General features: G+C 62.2%; 15 protein-coding genes. 5 read left to right on the forward strand and 10 right to left on the reverse strand.

From position 1 onward, the window contains the following. Nucleotide 1 precedes the first annotated feature (1 nt). The 5 genes from ON27_RS24520 to ON27_RS41515 all read right to left on the reverse strand — a co-directional run bounded on the left by ON27_RS24520 (nucleotide 2) and on the right by ON27_RS41515 (nucleotide 5242). Nucleotides 2–1222: a DegT/DnrJ/EryC1/StrS family aminotransferase gene (locus ON27_RS24520; RefSeq protein ID WP_043732493.1), complete on the reverse strand. Its 1221-nt coding sequence runs from the start codon at nucleotides 1220–1222 to the stop codon at nucleotides 2–4. Next, entirely contained in the window at nucleotides 1209–2405 is a 1197-nt protein-coding gene (locus ON27_RS41510) for a glycosyltransferase (RefSeq protein ID WP_281032780.1), read from the reverse strand. Before ON27_RS41510 ends, ON27_RS24520 begins: the two co-directional genes overlap by 14 nt. Beyond that, nucleotides 2402–3112: a class I SAM-dependent methyltransferase gene (locus ON27_RS24530; protein WP_083887786.1), complete on the reverse strand. Its 711-nt coding sequence runs from the start codon at nucleotides 3110–3112 to the stop codon at nucleotides 2402–2404. The genes ON27_RS41510 and ON27_RS24530 overlap by 4 nt, the downstream gene beginning before the upstream one ends. 44 nt (nucleotides 3113–3156) lie before the next feature. Then, nucleotides 3157–4074 (reverse strand): aldo/keto reductase, encoded by a 918-nt coding sequence (locus tag ON27_RS40055; RefSeq protein WP_157227314.1) that lies wholly within the window; start codon nucleotides 4072–4074, stop codon nucleotides 3157–3159. 88 nt (nucleotides 4075–4162) lie between these two features. Continuing rightward, complete coding sequence (locus ON27_RS41515) at nucleotides 4163–5242, reverse strand: glycosyltransferase family 2 protein (protein ID WP_083887795.1); 1080 nt, start codon at nucleotides 5240–5242, stop codon at nucleotides 4163–4165. Between ON27_RS41515 and ON27_RS41520 the strand changes: the two genes are divergently transcribed. Together ON27_RS41520 and ON27_RS24540 are read left to right on the forward strand one after the other, a co-directional pair. Next, nucleotides 5233–6303, forward strand: coding sequence for a glycosyltransferase family 4 protein (locus ON27_RS41520; protein ID WP_083887787.1), 1071 nt, complete (start codon nucleotides 5233–5235; stop codon nucleotides 6301–6303). The genes ON27_RS41515 and ON27_RS41520 overlap by 10 nt on opposite strands. 30 nt (nucleotides 6304–6333) lie before the next feature. Next, on the forward strand, nucleotides 6334–7377 hold the full coding sequence (locus tag ON27_RS24540) for a TRM11 family SAM-dependent methyltransferase (protein WP_051046965.1): 1044 nt from the start codon (nucleotides 6334–6336) through the stop codon (nucleotides 7375–7377). 379 nt (nucleotides 7378–7756) lie between these two features. Here the strand turns inward: ON27_RS24540 and ON27_RS24550 are convergent, their stop codons facing one another. The 4 genes from ON27_RS24550 to ON27_RS24565 form a co-directional block, all read right to left on the reverse strand. Continuing rightward, nucleotides 7757–7954: a hypothetical protein gene (locus ON27_RS24550; RefSeq protein WP_043732611.1), complete on the reverse strand. Its 198-nt coding sequence runs from the start codon at nucleotides 7952–7954 to the stop codon at nucleotides 7757–7759. Further along, nucleotides 7954–8544, reverse strand: coding sequence for a hypothetical protein (locus ON27_RS24555; RefSeq protein ID WP_157227316.1), 591 nt, complete (start codon nucleotides 8542–8544; stop codon nucleotides 7954–7956). The genes ON27_RS24550 and ON27_RS24555 overlap by 1 nt, the downstream gene beginning before the upstream one ends. A gap of 90 nt (nucleotides 8545–8634) precedes the next feature. After that, nucleotides 8635–8838: a hypothetical protein gene (locus ON27_RS24560; protein ID WP_043732504.1), complete on the reverse strand. Its 204-nt coding sequence runs from the start codon at nucleotides 8836–8838 to the stop codon at nucleotides 8635–8637. A gap of 6 nt (nucleotides 8839–8844) precedes the next feature. Further along, nucleotides 8845–9459: a hypothetical protein gene (locus tag ON27_RS24565; RefSeq protein WP_157227317.1), complete on the reverse strand. Its 615-nt coding sequence runs from the start codon at nucleotides 9457–9459 to the stop codon at nucleotides 8845–8847. A gap of 564 nt (nucleotides 9460–10023) precedes the next feature. On the opposite strand from ON27_RS24565, the gene ON27_RS24575 reads away from it, so the two are divergent. From ON27_RS24575 to ON27_RS43110, 3 genes are all read left to right on the forward strand, one after another. Beyond that, complete coding sequence (locus ON27_RS24575; protein ID WP_083887788.1) at nucleotides 10024–11487, forward strand: helix-turn-helix domain-containing protein; 1464 nt, start codon at nucleotides 10024–10026, stop codon at nucleotides 11485–11487. Between the two features lie 80 nt (nucleotides 11488–11567). Then, nucleotides 11568–12413 carry a phosphotransferase family protein gene (locus tag ON27_RS24580; RefSeq protein WP_083887796.1) on the forward strand — a complete coding sequence of 282 codons (846 nt, stop codon included), beginning with the start codon at nucleotides 11568–11570 and terminating at the stop codon, nucleotides 12411–12413. Nucleotides 12414–12754: 341 nt separating this feature from the next. Then, a complete protein-coding gene (locus ON27_RS43110) occupies nucleotides 12755–13684 on the forward strand; it encodes a hypothetical protein (RefSeq protein WP_157227318.1) in 930 nt (309 codons plus the stop codon). A gap of 171 nt (nucleotides 13685–13855) precedes the next feature. On the opposite strand, the gene ON27_RS24590 is transcribed toward ON27_RS43110, so the two are convergent. After that, nucleotides 13856–14767: a hypothetical protein gene (locus tag ON27_RS24590; protein WP_051046966.1), complete on the reverse strand. Its 912-nt coding sequence runs from the start codon at nucleotides 14765–14767 to the stop codon at nucleotides 13856–13858. Nucleotide 14768: the final 1 nt, after the last annotated feature.

A 14768-nucleotide genomic window follows, 5' to 3' on the forward strand; every position in this document is an offset into this window, starting at 1 on the left:
ATCACCCCAGCAGGTCTCGCAGCACCTTGACCATGTAGTCAAGCTGATGCTGTGTCATTTGGGGATAGATCGGCAAGTTGACCATTCGGTGGAACCACGTCTCTTCGGTGACTGGGCACTGGCCAAGTTCGCCGCCGCGATACCGCCACTCGCTCAACAGGTGCAGCGGAAAGTACCGTTGCTGAACCTCGATACCGTGGCGCAGCAACAGCCCGAGCAGCTCCGGCTGCGCTACTCGTGCCTCATCGTTCACGAAGAACGTGTAGAGGTGGCGCGCGGAGATGGTGTTGTCCGGCAACCGCTGGACGCGCACACCGGGCAGGTCAGCGAGCGCTGCGTCGAGCGTATCGGCCACGTGCTTCCTTGCGGCGACTAGTTCTCCGAGGCGACGCAGCTGCACCCGACCAACAGCCGCGGCAGGCTCAGCCAGGGTCGAGTTTGTGCCAGGATGGCGGATGTCGACGCAATCGGCGACGAAGGCTTCCTTCTCGTGCCGGAAGACGCCATCGGCCGGCGCCTGATAGGGCCCAAGGTGATCTGTTGATCTGGGAGCGTAAGTGGCATCGGGCTCGATCGACCGAAGGCGCCGGAGCCGCTCGGCCCACTGGTCATCATCGGTGGTGATCATTCCACCTTCGCCAAGGGTCGAGATGTTCTTGTATGACTGGAAGCTGAAGCAGCCAAGGCTGCCGCCGGTGCCGGGCCTGATGCCGTCACGCTCGGCACCGATGGCATGAGCGGAGTCCTCCACGATGACGATGCCCCGGTCCCGCGCCAATTCCCGTATCGCACGCATGTCCGCCATGGTGCCGCCATAGTGAACCAGGTAGATCGCCTTCGTTCGCTTGGTCAGAAGCTTCTCGATCGCGGCTGGGGCGATGTTGAGCGTGACCGGGTCGATGTCGCAGAACCTCACCGTGGCCGGACTCATAAGGAGCGGCGTCACTGTCGCTTGGTAGGACTGCGCCGTCGCGATGACTTCGTCGCCCGCCTTCAGATCGCATAAGTAGGTCGCAAGCTCCAGGGCCACGGTGCAATTTGCGAGGCTGATGGCGTGCTTGACGCCCAGGTAGGCGGCAAATTCTTGCTCGAAAGCCGCCCGCTGCTTGCCGCAGGACAAGCTTTCGCCGGATGTCACACACTCGGTTAGGACGGCCAGCTCCTCTGGCCCATAGGTTGTGCCGACCGGGAGATAGGGGACGACAAACTCATGCTCGGGCATGACGAGCAGCCACCTCCGTCCAGACGTTGGTCATCGTGCTTGCGGCCTGCTGCCAGGTGGGGAGGAGCAACCCCGCACTCAGCGTGCGGCCTCGGACGCGTTCCCGAACGTGATGGTTGCTCAGCAGCTGAATCGCTCTCCTTGCCAGTCCGGCGGCCTGGTCTTCTATGCACAAGGCGCGGCGGGCGGCACCGTGGATACCTTGTGCTCCAATCGGTGTCGTCACGACGGGACAGCCACGGCGGAGTGCCTCAACGACCTTCACTTTGATCCCGCCGCCAGCGCGCAGCGGGGATAGCAACACGTCCGCTTCGTCCAGTACCGGCCCGACGTCGTCCACCATCCCCCGTACGACGACACCGGGTATCGCGGCGGCACGGATATGCTGTGCCTCCGACAACCCGCTGCCCGCTAGCAGGAGTCGGGCGGTCGGGAGTTGCGTGGCAACCAGAGGCCAAACCTCGTCAAGCAGCCAGTCCAGGGCGTCGCGGTTCGGCCCATACGCAAAATTTGCCAGTAACAGCGCCGTCGGTGGCCGGTCTGGACGCTGGTTGATGTGTGAACCGATTGCGATGTGGTCGCAGCCGTTCGGGACCAGGTGAATGTCCTTCCGACCGGAACGGACTGCAACTCGGTCACGGTCTTCAGGTGTCACGGTAATAACCGCGCCAGCGGCCCGCCAGGCGCGCTTCTCAAGCTCGCTGACTCGCCGACTTGCCTTCAGTAGCCGCACATCTCCGGTGATCTGAGCGAACTGTCCCAAGACGTCGGATTCGATATTGTGTTCAACAAGGCACGTTCGGCCGTGAAGTTCGGCGGGTACAAGGTGAAACAGGTAGCCGCCTTCAACATGTATGGCATCTATTTGGCCGAGGGCTGCCAGCTCCTGAATCCGCTGCCGCGCTTTCGCTGAGTGGCGCTGCCGTCTTGTCGTCCTGGCCGCCTCGTCCGGGAGGAACTCGACCGAGGCGAGCCCAAGCGGATTTTTTTCAAGGGCTAAACTGCCCGTTCGGCCGATAGCCAGCAGGTCGATCGTGAAGTGCTGCGCCAACTTGGTGAGTAGTTGGTACTCGCGCAGAGTGCCGCCACTTAGAGGCGGCCACGGCAGGTGGTGTGTCAGACAGAGAACGCGAGTCGGACCGGCGCTGACTTCTGGGATTGACGAAGCCGCCGCAGGGATCATGGGCGGGACCTGCCGGTTCTGTAGTCGAAGTTCGCGAAGTAGCGCTGGAGGAACGGCACAAGCTCCTCCTGGCCGACGAACGACCACTCCCTCGCTCGGATCGTCCCCTCCCAATGCCACGGTGTGGTCCACAGGGCTTGATCCGCCCGGTGCTCGTCGAATATGGCACGAGGAACGAACTCGTACAGAGACATCCATGACAGCTTCGGGATAAATAGCAGCTCGCCATCCTCTGCGTAAATCATCCAGCGGTGCTTCTCATATCCGGGGTACTGATCCGAATTGGGCAGCGCGTCAACGTCATAGCAACATTCAACCCACAGCGACGGCACCTCGATATAACCAGCCTTCGCGACCCGACTCAGTTCCCTGCATGCAGCAATAGGATCGCGGATATCCTCGAGGGTCTGACCGCAGTATGCGAAGTCGAAGGACTGGTCGGGAAACGGAAGGCCGTCGCAGATGTCCGCTTGAGTCCAGGTTGCCTCTGAAAACCGCTCCGGACTGGGGCCGATCGAACCGCCGCCGCCACGCGACTCGTAGGGTAATAGGTCGACTACTACGTCGGCACGATTGAAGGGCTTCCACCAGCCGCCGACATCCAGCACCCGATCGTCTGGCCCGATCCGCGCAAGCACCCGGTCAACGTTGGCAGGCAATGGATCTGGGTAGCGAATAGGGGCGGTCGCATCTGTCGGTGACTGCATTGAATTCCTCTCACCAGGTAGATCATCGATTTGCGATCGCGCACCTACAGACTCGGCAGCTCCCTGTAGATACGTGCTGCGGCGAGTGCATCATCGAGCTCCGCTTCCTCGGCGGGACCGACTATTGGTCGGGCGAACTCGTACTGTTGCAGCGTCCATGCCAGTGCGACTGCGGTTGGAGTGGATCCGATGGATTCCGCCACGGCTTCACAGCGCCCAAGCCGATCCAGGTTCTCGCGGGTATGGAAGCTCTTACGCGCGTCGGGATCGGTGGTCGCGTCCGAACTGAGCCGTCCAGCGAAGAAGCCGCGAGCATTGGCGGACCAGGCCAGCAACGGCAAGCGATACTCGCTGTGGACGGCGATCAGTTCGGAGTCCGCGTGAACCGTGCCGGGCCAGAGGGGAAATTGTGGGATCGCATACGACAGCTGTGCGCTTGCTGCGGCCAATCCGCCCGCCTCACGCGCCACCGTAATCGCTTCGCGCAGGCGCGGGGCTGTCCAGTTCGCAACACCAATCGCAACGATGCTTCCGGCCTCTTTAGCACGCAGCAAGGGCTCCAACAGCTGGGTAACTGTGTATCGAGCATCATCGCGATGCAGCATTACGAGGTCTAAGGCGTCGCGTTGGAGCCGCTCGGCTGAGCGCTCAATCTCATCGCTGATGGCTGCCACGTCCACAGCCGACGATCCCGCCGGCGGGTGCCCTACCTTGGTGATGCAAATGGCGTCGTCTGACGCGTCTGCCAGCCAGACACCAATTTCGGACTCTGCCGCGCCATCCGCGTACGAGTGAGCGGTCTCGATCAGCCGCCCGCCAGCCTCGTAGAAGCGATCCAGTAGCCGATACGTCATCGCACGGGGCTGCTCGCCGAACCGGCCACCGAGCACTATCCGGCCGACGCCATCAGCCGCCAGGGCCTGGCGAACGGCGGATTCGCGGGATGATCTGACGGTCGTCATCGACAGCACCCCCTCGAAACATGCTGAGCTACAACCCGATCCATGATCGACGATCAGTTGGACGCATCAGCGTGGCCTTCGACGAAGGTTAGCCGAAAACCGACGGCTGTGCCGAGTGGTTTTGAGGTTCAGCTCCGGTGACGGGGACAGCAACGCTGTAGCCGCGCGACGTCGGCTGCCACCGTCGGCATTCGCCTGTCAGGATGCGCCGATGCGTCAGACCAAGACCGGACAAGAACCCATAGAGCTGAAGCCAGCTTCCGGTCCTGAGGGCACGGCTGCCCAGAATGCCAGCTTGGCCGACGTTGGCAATCATCCAGCAAGTGGTGCCGACCAGGCCGGGTCCTCGGTGTCGCCAACGAAAGTTGGCCAGTACCTCACCGTGCAGGCGCCCGACAGTCTCGGGATCGTTCGGACACGTTGAAGGGCAACGCCAGGCCCACGAGACTGCGCTGGGCGCATGGAGCAGTACGCCATGGCTACCCAAGCGTGCTGCCAGATCGAGATCTTCGCCAATGACATACCCGGTGAATGTCTCATCGAATGGTTCCCAACACAGCAAGTCCCGCCGGTACAGCGTGCAGCAGCAATGGACAAATTGCGCGGGCATGCGTGTCCTTGGTGAGTAGACAGACCTGACATGACCGGACCACCGAAGTGACGAAGCCCGACCGTTAAATGCGTTGTACCCCAGACCAAATACGAAGTAGAGCAGGTTCTGACGGAACGACAGCCTGGGATCGTTGACAACGACGCCCGCCACGGCTGCGACGCCGCGGCCAGCTGCGTTCCAAGTGGCGAGGATTTGCTCAGCAAATGTGTCGCCCAGGATGTTGTCATCATCGACAAGGAGTACGAACTCTGCCGTCGACAGGCGGATCCCTAGATTACGTTGTCCAGAAGTCGAGGCGGATGCTGTCACGAACCGCACCGAACCGGGCAGCCAGTCCGGGCGCCCGGCGGGTTCTGCCGCTACAACGATCACCTCATCGGCTGGTTGACTCTGGGCCAGTACGGCGTTGATGCAGTGACGGAGAGACGGCCGGCCCCCTGCGGTCGGAATAACGACCGAGTACCGACCGAGCCTCACAGGTAGCATCCTACGGGCGCAGTCGGCGTGCCGACGCCGAATGAGAGGACACCACTTGGAGGCCCGCCATGGCGTCATGGCAGTTCGTCTACGCCAAGCGATTTGCGTTCTATCCTCCGGACTACGACAGCCCTGGACTCGGTGGGTCGGAAGCTGTCCTTGTCATCCTCACCCGCGCATTGGCCGCCCGTGGCCATGACGTGACGGTCTACAACTGCTGCTACCGCCCTGGCAGGTACGACGGGGTCGCCTGGCGTCCGCTCCACGAACTGCCAGCAGCCCCTTGGCCTGATCTTCGCGTTGCGGTCCGTTATGAGGAGTCGGTATCCGATGCACCCGCCGGGCGCGAACTGTTCTGGATGCTGGATAACCGACCGGAAGATGCTGTGTCTTTCGAGAGACGGCCATGTTTCCAGGAAGGATCCGTCGTCGTCGCCAGCCGCGCTATGGCGACAGTAGCAAAACGAGGCGGCCTCCAGTCCGTACCTACTCATATTCCGCATCCGGTTGAAACATGGCTTTATCCGGCGGCTGACACTGCTCCCCGTGCGCCAACGTGCCTCTACGCCAGCATTGCCGAGCGAGGACTGGATGTGCTACTCGAAATCTGGCCTCGCGTTCGAGCGGCGGTTCCATCGGCCAAGCTCTGCGTTACAAGCGGCTTCGAGTTATGGGGATTTACAAAATCGGAATCCGCAGCGCTCAGCCAGCCCATCTTCGACATTGCCCGCCAAACCGACGGGGTGCAGTTACTCGGCGTGCTGGATCGCGATCAGCTGCGCCAGATGCAAGCACAGAGCGCGCTGTTGGTCTATCCTTGCCGTGACGAGGAGATGTTCTGCCTTTCGGTTGCAGAAGCTGCCGCTGCAGGGACTCCCACCGTCACTAGCGATTCCCACGCTCTAGCCGAACGAGTAGGTGATGGTGATACAGGGTTTCTGATCAAAGGATGTATCGACGAACAAAAAACGAAGGATCAATTTGTCGATCAGACAGTGAAGTTACTGACCGATAGTCCTCTGCGAAGCGCAATGGGAATACGTGCACAACGGCTCGCGCAGGAACTCGACGCTCGAACCATAGCGATGCGATGGGAGAAACTTTTCTGTAGCACCAGCGCAGACACCCCAGATGCGTAGGGATTGACCGTTATGTGCTAAAATTTAACAATGCGGTATTACGTCCAGTTCAATGCTGGCCTCGGCGAGCTTATTATGAGTTCACTGCGGCAAGATCTGAAGCGCGTGAAAGTCGTCTTTCAGGACGATAGCTCCGCTATGCTCGATTCCGGCGCCAGAGCTGAAGACGTAGCGGGTATCTCGTATCTCAAGAACGCCTTCCTCGTCCTCGGCGAGACGAAGCGCGGAGCTGGACTTCCTGGCGCAATCCAGGCGTTGACATCGCAATTGAAGCGCCCTGAGTTTATACGCCTCGCACCGAAGAAACGCCCGTTCCGAATCATGGCAACAGTTGACGGGGAACTGGTTGGCTTGCCGCGTGATGGCAAGTCTCGACTCGAAAACGCAATTGCCGCCCGGACGAACGGGCGGGTGGAAGCACGTGGGTCGGGCGTCGAGTACTGGATTATCGGCCGGCGGGAGCTGGGAACTTTCCTGTTCGGCTTGAAGCTGCCCAAGAAGAAGGGCGCACCGACGCCGAAAGGCGCTCTAAATGCCGAGCTCGCCGAGATGCTCGTCCGCGCAGTCCCGCCGAAGCATGAGGATGTCTTCCTGGATCCTTTCGCTGGTCGCGGCTCGCTTGTCCTCGCCCGCTTGAAGTATCCCGCTCGGCGCATCATCTATTCGGACATCGACTACAGAATTTTCAAACGAGATTTTCAACCAGAACTGGCCCGGACGAAGCGGGTGCAGTTCATGTCGGAAGATGCTCTTGACCTGCCGTCCATCGCCGACAAGTCAGTTGATGTGGTCGTAACGGATCCGCCGTGGGGTGAGTATGAGGAATTGGATGCCTCATACGATGAATTTGCAGTGAATGTCGCTCGTTCGCTGGATCGCGTACTTAAGCCATCCGGTCGATTCGTCGTGCTTATCAATCGTCGCCAAGAAGGAATCTTGCAGACCGCTTTTCACAAGTATGGTCTCGAGACTTCGGCGATACACCAGATTCTCGTGAACGGACACCCGGCGAGCGTGTTGGCGGGCGGCCGGGCTTCGATTGACAGCACATCGGATAGCGGCTTGGCCAGGTAAGTGACCTGGATGGGGGAACATGCTCGAATTTCGTCACGTCGGCGTGGTAAATTTGATTAACTCTACATTTGAGTCGGTGCGAGGAAATTCTTGGCTTTGACTATCATTTCTCGCCATAATCTGTGATCCTCGGCAACTCCTCCGTATCATCCTCCTCGCTCCACCACCGCGACCGGACCGGCGATGAGCCGATCCCCGCAGCTGTGTCGTCCGGCACTTCGTCCGTAACCACTCCCGCATCCTGCCTCGCCACATTCCCCACCGCGTGCCGTCCTTGCAGCTCGGTCGTCTTCCACCAGTGGCCGAGCCGTAAGCACAACGCCCCGGTAAAGATGACCGATCCCGCCCAGGGGATGGCGACAAGGAGAGGCGACACCATTCAGTCGCCGTCCTCGGTCAGCAGGAAGTACGCCGCCTCCATGTGCACCACGCACTCGTCCGGGTGATGAAAGCGGTGGATGTGCCGCAGCTGCTCGGCGCGTTCGACGCTCAATTCCATCAAGTGCACCTGGCACATAAACTCCGCCAGCATGCCGTCCGCCTGCACGAACGTTCTGTGTCGCAGCGGTTCTGGCATCACAGCTCCCTTCCGCTACCCGCTTCATCCGGTTCCGCATTCGCCCTGACCGTCTGCGGCGGGTACACATCCGTCGCCTGTTTCGGCAGCCGAACCCGCCCCGCCCGAACGTCGGCCACCAACCGGTCGAAGGCTTCGATGCACCGCGACAGCTCGGCCGCATCACGCTCGTGATGCTCCGGCTCGTGTTGCCTGAGCGCGTACAGCACGTACTTCCACACAAGCCACGCCACCCAGTCGCCATACGACGAGGGACATGTCGGAGCGTCGGCCTTGAGCACAATCCCGCCGGTATGCCCGCCCGCCTCCCGGTCGATCAGCCATATCAGCAAATTGAGCTGCTCATTGACCGAGTTCGAAGCGATCCGGCTGTGCTCATGCACATAGCGCCACTCACCGACTAGCCCACGTGCGCAGCGCAGCATCACCGTGGTCGGTTCCTCTACGCCCGAGCACAGCCGCAGAAACGGGCCCACATCTGGCAGCGGCTGATCGGGTTGAGCTTCGACGGGCGGAACCGTGAAAGCGATAGGCTTGTTCGGTGTGATTCCGAAGACGACGTACTTCGATGGCGAAGGTTCAGACGGCACAGGTAGGTATCCCTTCGTATTTCATTCAGTCATGGGCAGATGGGGTAAGTGCCGCGGTTGGTTCCGCTCACGCATCCGGCGGCGACCGGCTCAATCCCAGAGCGCCGCGCAGGGCAGGGGCGGCAAATCGGCATGCACGTCGTCATCGACAGTGACCACCAGGTCCGGAAACCCCTGCGCCAGTTCGTCGGCCACGTTCTGCGCCTGCTCGGCGCTGGCTTGGTAATCCAGGCTCAGCGCGCCGGATTCGATATGGATGTGGCGGATACGGCGGGGTGGTCGTGGGGGTTGCATCTGGCATCACACTCCCGGCGGTAAGCGCCGGCCGGTCTCGATCTCCGCCGCCAGGCAGTCGTAGCCGCAGCACAACTCGATCAGCTGGGCGGCTTCTGGGAATTCCTCGACCGCAAACTTTTTGGCTTTGTCGATCATCGTTTCCCAGAGACTCGCCATTCGCGCCGCGATCTCACCAATCGACTCGGTATGGACCGGCTTGAGCGGTAGCCCATCGATCGGGGCGATGTCCCGCATAGGCGTCGCCATTTCCGCCCGATTGAGTCGCTGCTTCAACCGGTCCGCCACGGAGTCGTTGATGATGGCGATCAGAACCTCGATATCCGCCTGCGCTGTCACCAGTTCCGTGGCAGCGTGTTTCAGCTGTTCGGCTGACGCCGTATCGCTTCCCAAGACCTCAAAAGCCAGCCGGTACTGCGTCTGGCAGGCCACCAGATCGAAGGCCGGATCGAGGATGTCGGCAGCTGTCAGTGGCGCTGTCCCCGCGAAGGCCGACAGAAACATCTGGCTCGATGGCAGCGGCTCCAGCGGTGCCCACTCCGGTGCCGGTTGACCAGAATCGGGTTCACTAGCGTCTACTGGCCGCTCGCCGTGGTCGTCGCCACTTGATGCGGTGGTCATCTGCGATCACCGCGGATGACACTGGGACGGCACGACAGCGCCGGCGTCGACGAGAGTCTGGAGGGCTGACGCCTTCCGCGGGCAGCGCTTCGCCCGGCAGGCGACGTGGTAGCGCATCACCGTGTGCGCCTGCTGGATGGTGAATGGCACGTGTGGTGCCTGATGGGCAGCTTCGTCGCACATGGCGATGAGTTGGTAGATGGCGAGGGAACTTGTGGGCATAGTGGGTCATCTCTTCTGGGGCGAAACGGTCAGGTGGCACCCGGCACCGAGGGCTTTCGCCACCGGCTAGCCACTCCTGGCGGCCGGTGCGCCGCGCAAGGGGGTACGGCGTCGTCCCGGTACCGGGTGCAGGTCAAGCGTTGATCGGGGTGCGGGGACGGGCCAAGGCCCGGCAGGGGTAGCCCCAATGGGGCTTGACAGGCCCGTATTTGGTGGGTTTACCTGGCAAAACGCGGTACGGCACTTTGTCGCCGGAGGGGCCGAAATACCGGCCATTCCGGGGTATTCCGGGGGCGTACCGACAACGGCAGGCTGTTACCAATCGACGAATCGAGAGCGGCCATGAACAGGCGGATACCGGCGTGGTGTACATGCCGTGCCGGAGAGGCGAATTCGATCAGCGACTGCCCGTCGTGCGCGTCCATCGCCGAGATGCTGGGGCGCCTGCCCGAGGATTTCTACGAATCTCCCGCGCTGCGCGCTGCCCTCGGCAGCTATGACTTCGGTGCGATTTTCCTTGCCGTTCGCCAGCAGGCCGGGCTCAGCCAAACGGAGCTGGGCGAGCTGCTCGATATGAGCCAATCGCGGGTCTCCGCGGTGGAACGCGGCGAGCGCGGCATTGGCCATGTGAAGTTGGTGGCACGCATTGCCACCAGGCTGGGGATCCCAGCTGAACTACTCGGCTTCGCCGCCGGAGTGACCGGTAGCCTGGCCAATAAGGAGGTGAGTTGGGTGGACCGACGCGATTTCTTAGTACTCCTGACAGCAGCCACACTCGGCTCCAATCTGCATCCCGAACTCGCCCGGCTGGGCAACCAACTGCCAGGGCAAGCCGTGCCGTCATCGCGCACGCACATCGGGGCGGCCGATATCGACGCCATCGAGGCGATTACTGACGGGTTCCGGCGGTGGGATCTGGCGCACGGTGGCGGGCTGTGCCGCAGCGCCGCGCTCACCCAACTCCAGCAAGTACGAGCGCTCCAAAGTGCCTCGTGCCCGGAGGATGTCCGGCCGCGTCTCCTGATCGCCACCGCCGAACTGGCCAGCATGGCGGGCTGGCTGGCCTACGACGTCGAAGATCACGACGCCGCCCGCAAGCTGTGGACCTACGCCCTCGATGCCGCGCACGAAGGCGAGGACCACCCGCGCAGCACCGATCTCACCGTCAGCGTTCTGCTGGACATGGCGCACCAGTCGTTGCACCTCGGTCGGCCGGACGAAGCGCTCAAGGTGGCGCAGCTGGCCCAGGCCACCGCGGGCAACCGCAAGCATCCGGCCGCCATCACCACCGAGGCGTACATCTTCGCCGTACTCGGATGGTCCCGCGCCACCCGCGGTGAAGTCGAACCGATGCGCCGGGCGCTCGGTCAGTCCGAAGAGCGCTACGACGACGCCAATTCCGCACCAGTGCCGTCCTGGGCACGGTGCTGGCGGGGTGTCGTGTCCGAGGCCGAGATCACGGCGCAGCAGGGCTATGCCATGCACCTGCTGTCGCAATCACAGCCGGAGTACGCACCGCAGGCCGTCACCATGCTCGGCCAGGCCGTCGGCAGCTACGAGAACGCCCATGCCCGCAGCCGGGCGGTCAACCTGCCGCCGCTGGCTGCTGCCCAGTTCCGCGCTGGTGATACCGAAAGCGCTATCAAGACTGGCTACCAAGCCATTTCGGCGATCGGCAACGTGTCTTCGACCCGCTGCTACGCCCGGCTCAAGGATCTTTCCAAAGCCGCCGCCCCGTTCGCTGGCCAGCCCGAGGTTGCCGACCTGCGCGCCGACATCCGGGCAGCCATTCCCGTGGTGGCATAGCAGTGTGTGCAGCCCCGGGCCGCTCAGACAGCGAGCTGCCCGGCCGCAACGCGCTCGCGACGGTGTGCCGGATCTTCGGCATGAACAGCCGGGGTGCTCGACAACTCCACCACCGTTCGAACGCCGTCTATCTGCTGCCAGGGGAGGGCGAGCGCGGCGTCATCGTCCGTTTGGCGCCGGATACCGATCTGCGCAGGCAGCGGGCAACCACCGCCGTCACGGTCACGCGCTGGCTGAGTAAACAAGCAACGGAACCGATTGGCCTGCAGCCGCTTCTGGGCGATCAACCGGTGTTCGCAGCTGGTGCCGTTGCCACCTTCTGGCCGTACTGCCCACCGAACACCCCGGCGACGTTGACCAATGTCGCCACCTTGCTGCGTCGTCTCCACAGCCAGCCGATGCCGCCGTTTGCCGTACCGGAGTACCGACCGTTGCATCGGTTACGCGAAGCGCTCGACCTGGACGACGCCCGGCGGGAGCCTGCACTGTCAGTGGATGATCGCCAGTGGATACGGAACCGGGCTGAGGAACTGGTCGGGGCGTACCACGCGACCGACTTTCCGCTCGGCATCGGAGTTGTCCACGCCGATGCCCACACCGAGAACGTCGTTTGGAACGGACACGCTTACGTGCTGATCGACTGGGACCAATCCTGCATCGGCCCACGAGAACTGGATCTCATCGGCGGGCTACCGGATCATTTTCAGCGGCCGGAGCCCGAGCGGCGGGAGTTCCTCGACGCCTACGGCTACGACATCCTCAGTTGGCCGGGCTGGCGACTGCTGCGGGACATTGCCGAGCTGCACTCGATCGCGTCGTACATCCGCCTGGCGCCGCACAAGCCGGCCGCGACCGAGCAGCTGGAGGTGCGAGTGCGGTCGCTCCGCAGCGGAGACAGGGGTGTGCTGTGGCGGGCGGTGTCGTAGCGGGACCAGGACGAGGGCTGGGTCTGGATGGGTTCCTGCAATAGCGGCGCGATGCCTCATGTCGGATTCGACATTTTTCCTGCCAAACGATGCTCGTGCCGGAATCCTAAGGCGTACAGCGTGACGGCTGTCCATTTCGGATGTCCAGCGGGCATGTACAGGGATACTGGCTGAGCGGGTCGGGAGTATTCGGCATATCTTGGCAGGTCGGTGGGGCTTCTGTATGTGTGGTCGACCGCAGTCGCATGGGTCGCGAGCGGCTCGGGCTGCCGTTCGCGCACCACGGCTCACGGCGTTCTTCCGCCGCCTTGACCTGCCGCAGGCGTAAGAAGGTAGCAAATATGACAATCGACGAGGCCAGTTACGAGCCGACCGTCACCCCTGAAGCGACACGAGAGCTTGAGGCGCTTGCACGCGAGGTCGCCGCCCGACATCAAGATCTGCCCGCTCAGGTGAACGAATCCAGCATCGAAGGCTGGATTATCGCGGAACGGCCAGTCGCTATCGGAGAGGACAATCACGAGCGGTGGAACTGGCAGGAGGTGGCAATCCTCGGTCGGGACGGACGGCTTCATGGTGGCCGACGCGAGACAACCGAACTGATCCCGAGTGGTCTCACCACCGACAAGCTGAGTATCAGCCCGCTTGCGATCATCGATTGGGACCGCTGTTATCAGGAGACTCCCGGCAAAGACGGGCGAGGCTGGTTCCGGACAGGTAACTACGCCGTCCCGCACTATACTGACCGACTGCGTCGGGCGCTGACACGGTTTGACACGTCCGGTAGGGGCATCGGAGACTATCGATCCGCGCCCCGCTCGCCTCGCCCTCGCTACAATCGAGCCGGAGTCCGCTCTGCGCGAGGACAATTCATCGCGCGTTCGGTCATTCTGGTGATCTTCTGGGTCGGATTGTCTGCGTTGATGAAAGCAATAGAATTTCTGACGCAGTTCGACCCCGACAGGGTCAAATTCCCACCCGGTAGTTACAGCACCATAGCCTGGAGCTGCGCGTTTGTCGCCGTTGCCGGTCTTGCCATCGACTTAGTAATGGCACTCAAGGCTGATGATGACCGATTCCGCGACGTGGGCGACGAAGCTCTACCTTTTCTAATGGGCGCAGGCACCGGATTCGTCCTCTTCGTCTACCTCTGGCTCGATAAAAAGATTCCCGCCGAAGACACCACTAGCCGCTGGTGGATAGTGCCCGTCTTCGGGGTAGTGGCCTACGCGGCGACTGCATTATTTCGATACGTACGCAAGACGCGGTGAGACGTTATTTGACAGTTACGATGGGGAGAGATCTGAGCAGCAGCCCTACAGCGCTCGAAGCAATGGGTCTTTTCGCGACCTCGGAGCTGCTGGGGAAGGAGCCCAAGGCGCGGACCGAGCGATCCCAAGCGCCCCGACTACGGGCCCGCCAGCGCATATCTCGTGATCGAGTCACCGCCGGGCCCGTTCTGGGTTGGCGAGTGCGGCCACGTCTGAGCTGCGCTGGTAGGCGGACGATGCTAGCTCAAGTTCGGATTTCGTCACCCACACGAAGGCGACGCCGCTCCTTGGCATGATCCAGCCATCGAACTGCAGGCCGATCGTTCTGCCCGGCACCATGTCCGGGCTCTTGGTGACAACCGTCTTGTGGCTGCTGGCAATGAAGTCGATCAGGTTGACGTAGGCGATATCGGTATCGCTGTAGTCCAGGTCGATGTCGATCCCGCGGCTGGGCTGATCCACCGTGAACTGCAGCCACCGGCTCTGCGGCGCGGGTTGTAGGCGGTAGGTGAAAGCGATGGTCCGTGGCCGCGTCCGATCACCATCCTCATCCGGCAGTCCGAGATCGACGGTGTAGGTTTGCGCTCCCTTTCGAGCGCTTCGCCGGATGGCACGTTCCTCGCCGTCAACGGTGAACTGGACCAGTTCGAAGGCTTCCTTGGCGCCAGCGTCGATGCCGCTGGTCGGGTTGTAGTACCAGGCGAAAGTGGAGGCGGGATCGTGTGTCAGGGCGCGGTACTCGTCGGCATCTGATACCGATACGAACCGGCGCACGGTGCCTGATGGCACGGTGGTGTATTCCTGCCGCACCGTGATGACAAGCCCGGCGGGATCGGCGGAGATTGCATGGGCGGTATTCGATGTCGGGGTGGTGATCCGAACCGAAAGCTTGACGTCATGCCATCGCTCGATGGACTGCACAGCTTGGTCGCGAATGTCCGTGTAGAGCTCGCGGGCGAACTCTCTGTCCTTGAGTCGCATTGCCAAGCTGTTGACGATGATCTCGTCCAGGAGTTCGGGAGTGGCCACCCGCCGCAGGTCATCGTCAGCAAAGGCGAATCCCTTGATGACGGCTTCTTTCATG

The sequence above is a fragment of the Nocardia asiatica NBRC 100129 genome (assembly GCF_000308415.1).
Taxonomy (GTDB): Bacteria; Actinomycetota; Actinomycetes; order Mycobacteriales; family Mycobacteriaceae; genus Nocardia; species Nocardia asiatica.

Coding starts and splice junctions, on each gene's coding strand:
- ON27_RS24550 (WP_043732611.1), bottom strand. CDS start 7,954: ATGCCAGAACCGCTGCGACACAGAACGTTCGTGCAGGCGGACGGCATG.
- ON27_RS24590 (WP_051046966.1), bottom strand. CDS start 14,767: ATGAAAGAAGCCGTCATCAAGGGATTCGCCTTTGCTGACGATGACCTG.
- ON27_RS24540 (WP_051046965.1), top strand. CDS start 6,334: ATGCGGTATTACGTCCAGTTCAATGCTGGCCTCGGCGAGCTTATTATG.
- ON27_RS24575 (WP_083887788.1), top strand. CDS start 10,024: ATGAACAGGCGGATACCGGCGTGGTGTACATGCCGTGCCGGAGAGGCG.
- ON27_RS43110 (WP_157227318.1), top strand. CDS start 12,755: ATGACAATCGACGAGGCCAGTTACGAGCCGACCGTCACCCCTGAAGCG.
- ON27_RS24580 (WP_083887796.1), top strand. CDS start 11,568: ATGAACAGCCGGGGTGCTCGACAACTCCACCACCGTTCGAACGCCGTC.
- ON27_RS40055 (WP_157227314.1), bottom strand. CDS start 4,074: ATGACGACCGTCAGATCATCCCGCGAATCCGCCGTTCGCCAGGCCCTG.
- ON27_RS41515 (WP_083887795.1), bottom strand. CDS start 5,242: ATGACGCCATGGCGGGCCTCCAAGTGGTGTCCTCTCATTCGGCGTCGG.
- ON27_RS41510 (WP_281032780.1), bottom strand. CDS start 2,405: ATGATCCCTGCGGCGGCTTCGTCAATCCCAGAAGTCAGCGCCGGTCCG.
- ON27_RS24565 (WP_157227317.1), bottom strand. CDS start 9,459: ATGACCACCGCATCAAGTGGCGACGACCACGGCGAGCGGCCAGTAGAC.
- ON27_RS24560 (WP_043732504.1), bottom strand. CDS start 8,838: ATGCAACCCCCACGACCACCCCGCCGTATCCGCCACATCCATATCGAA.
- ON27_RS24520 (WP_043732493.1), bottom strand. CDS start 1,222: ATGCCCGAGCATGAGTTTGTCGTCCCCTATCTCCCGGTCGGCACAACC.
- ON27_RS41520 (WP_083887787.1), top strand. CDS start 5,233: ATGGCGTCATGGCAGTTCGTCTACGCCAAGCGATTTGCGTTCTATCCT.
- ON27_RS24530 (WP_083887786.1), bottom strand. CDS start 3,112: ATGCAGTCACCGACAGATGCGACCGCCCCTATTCGCTACCCAGATCCA.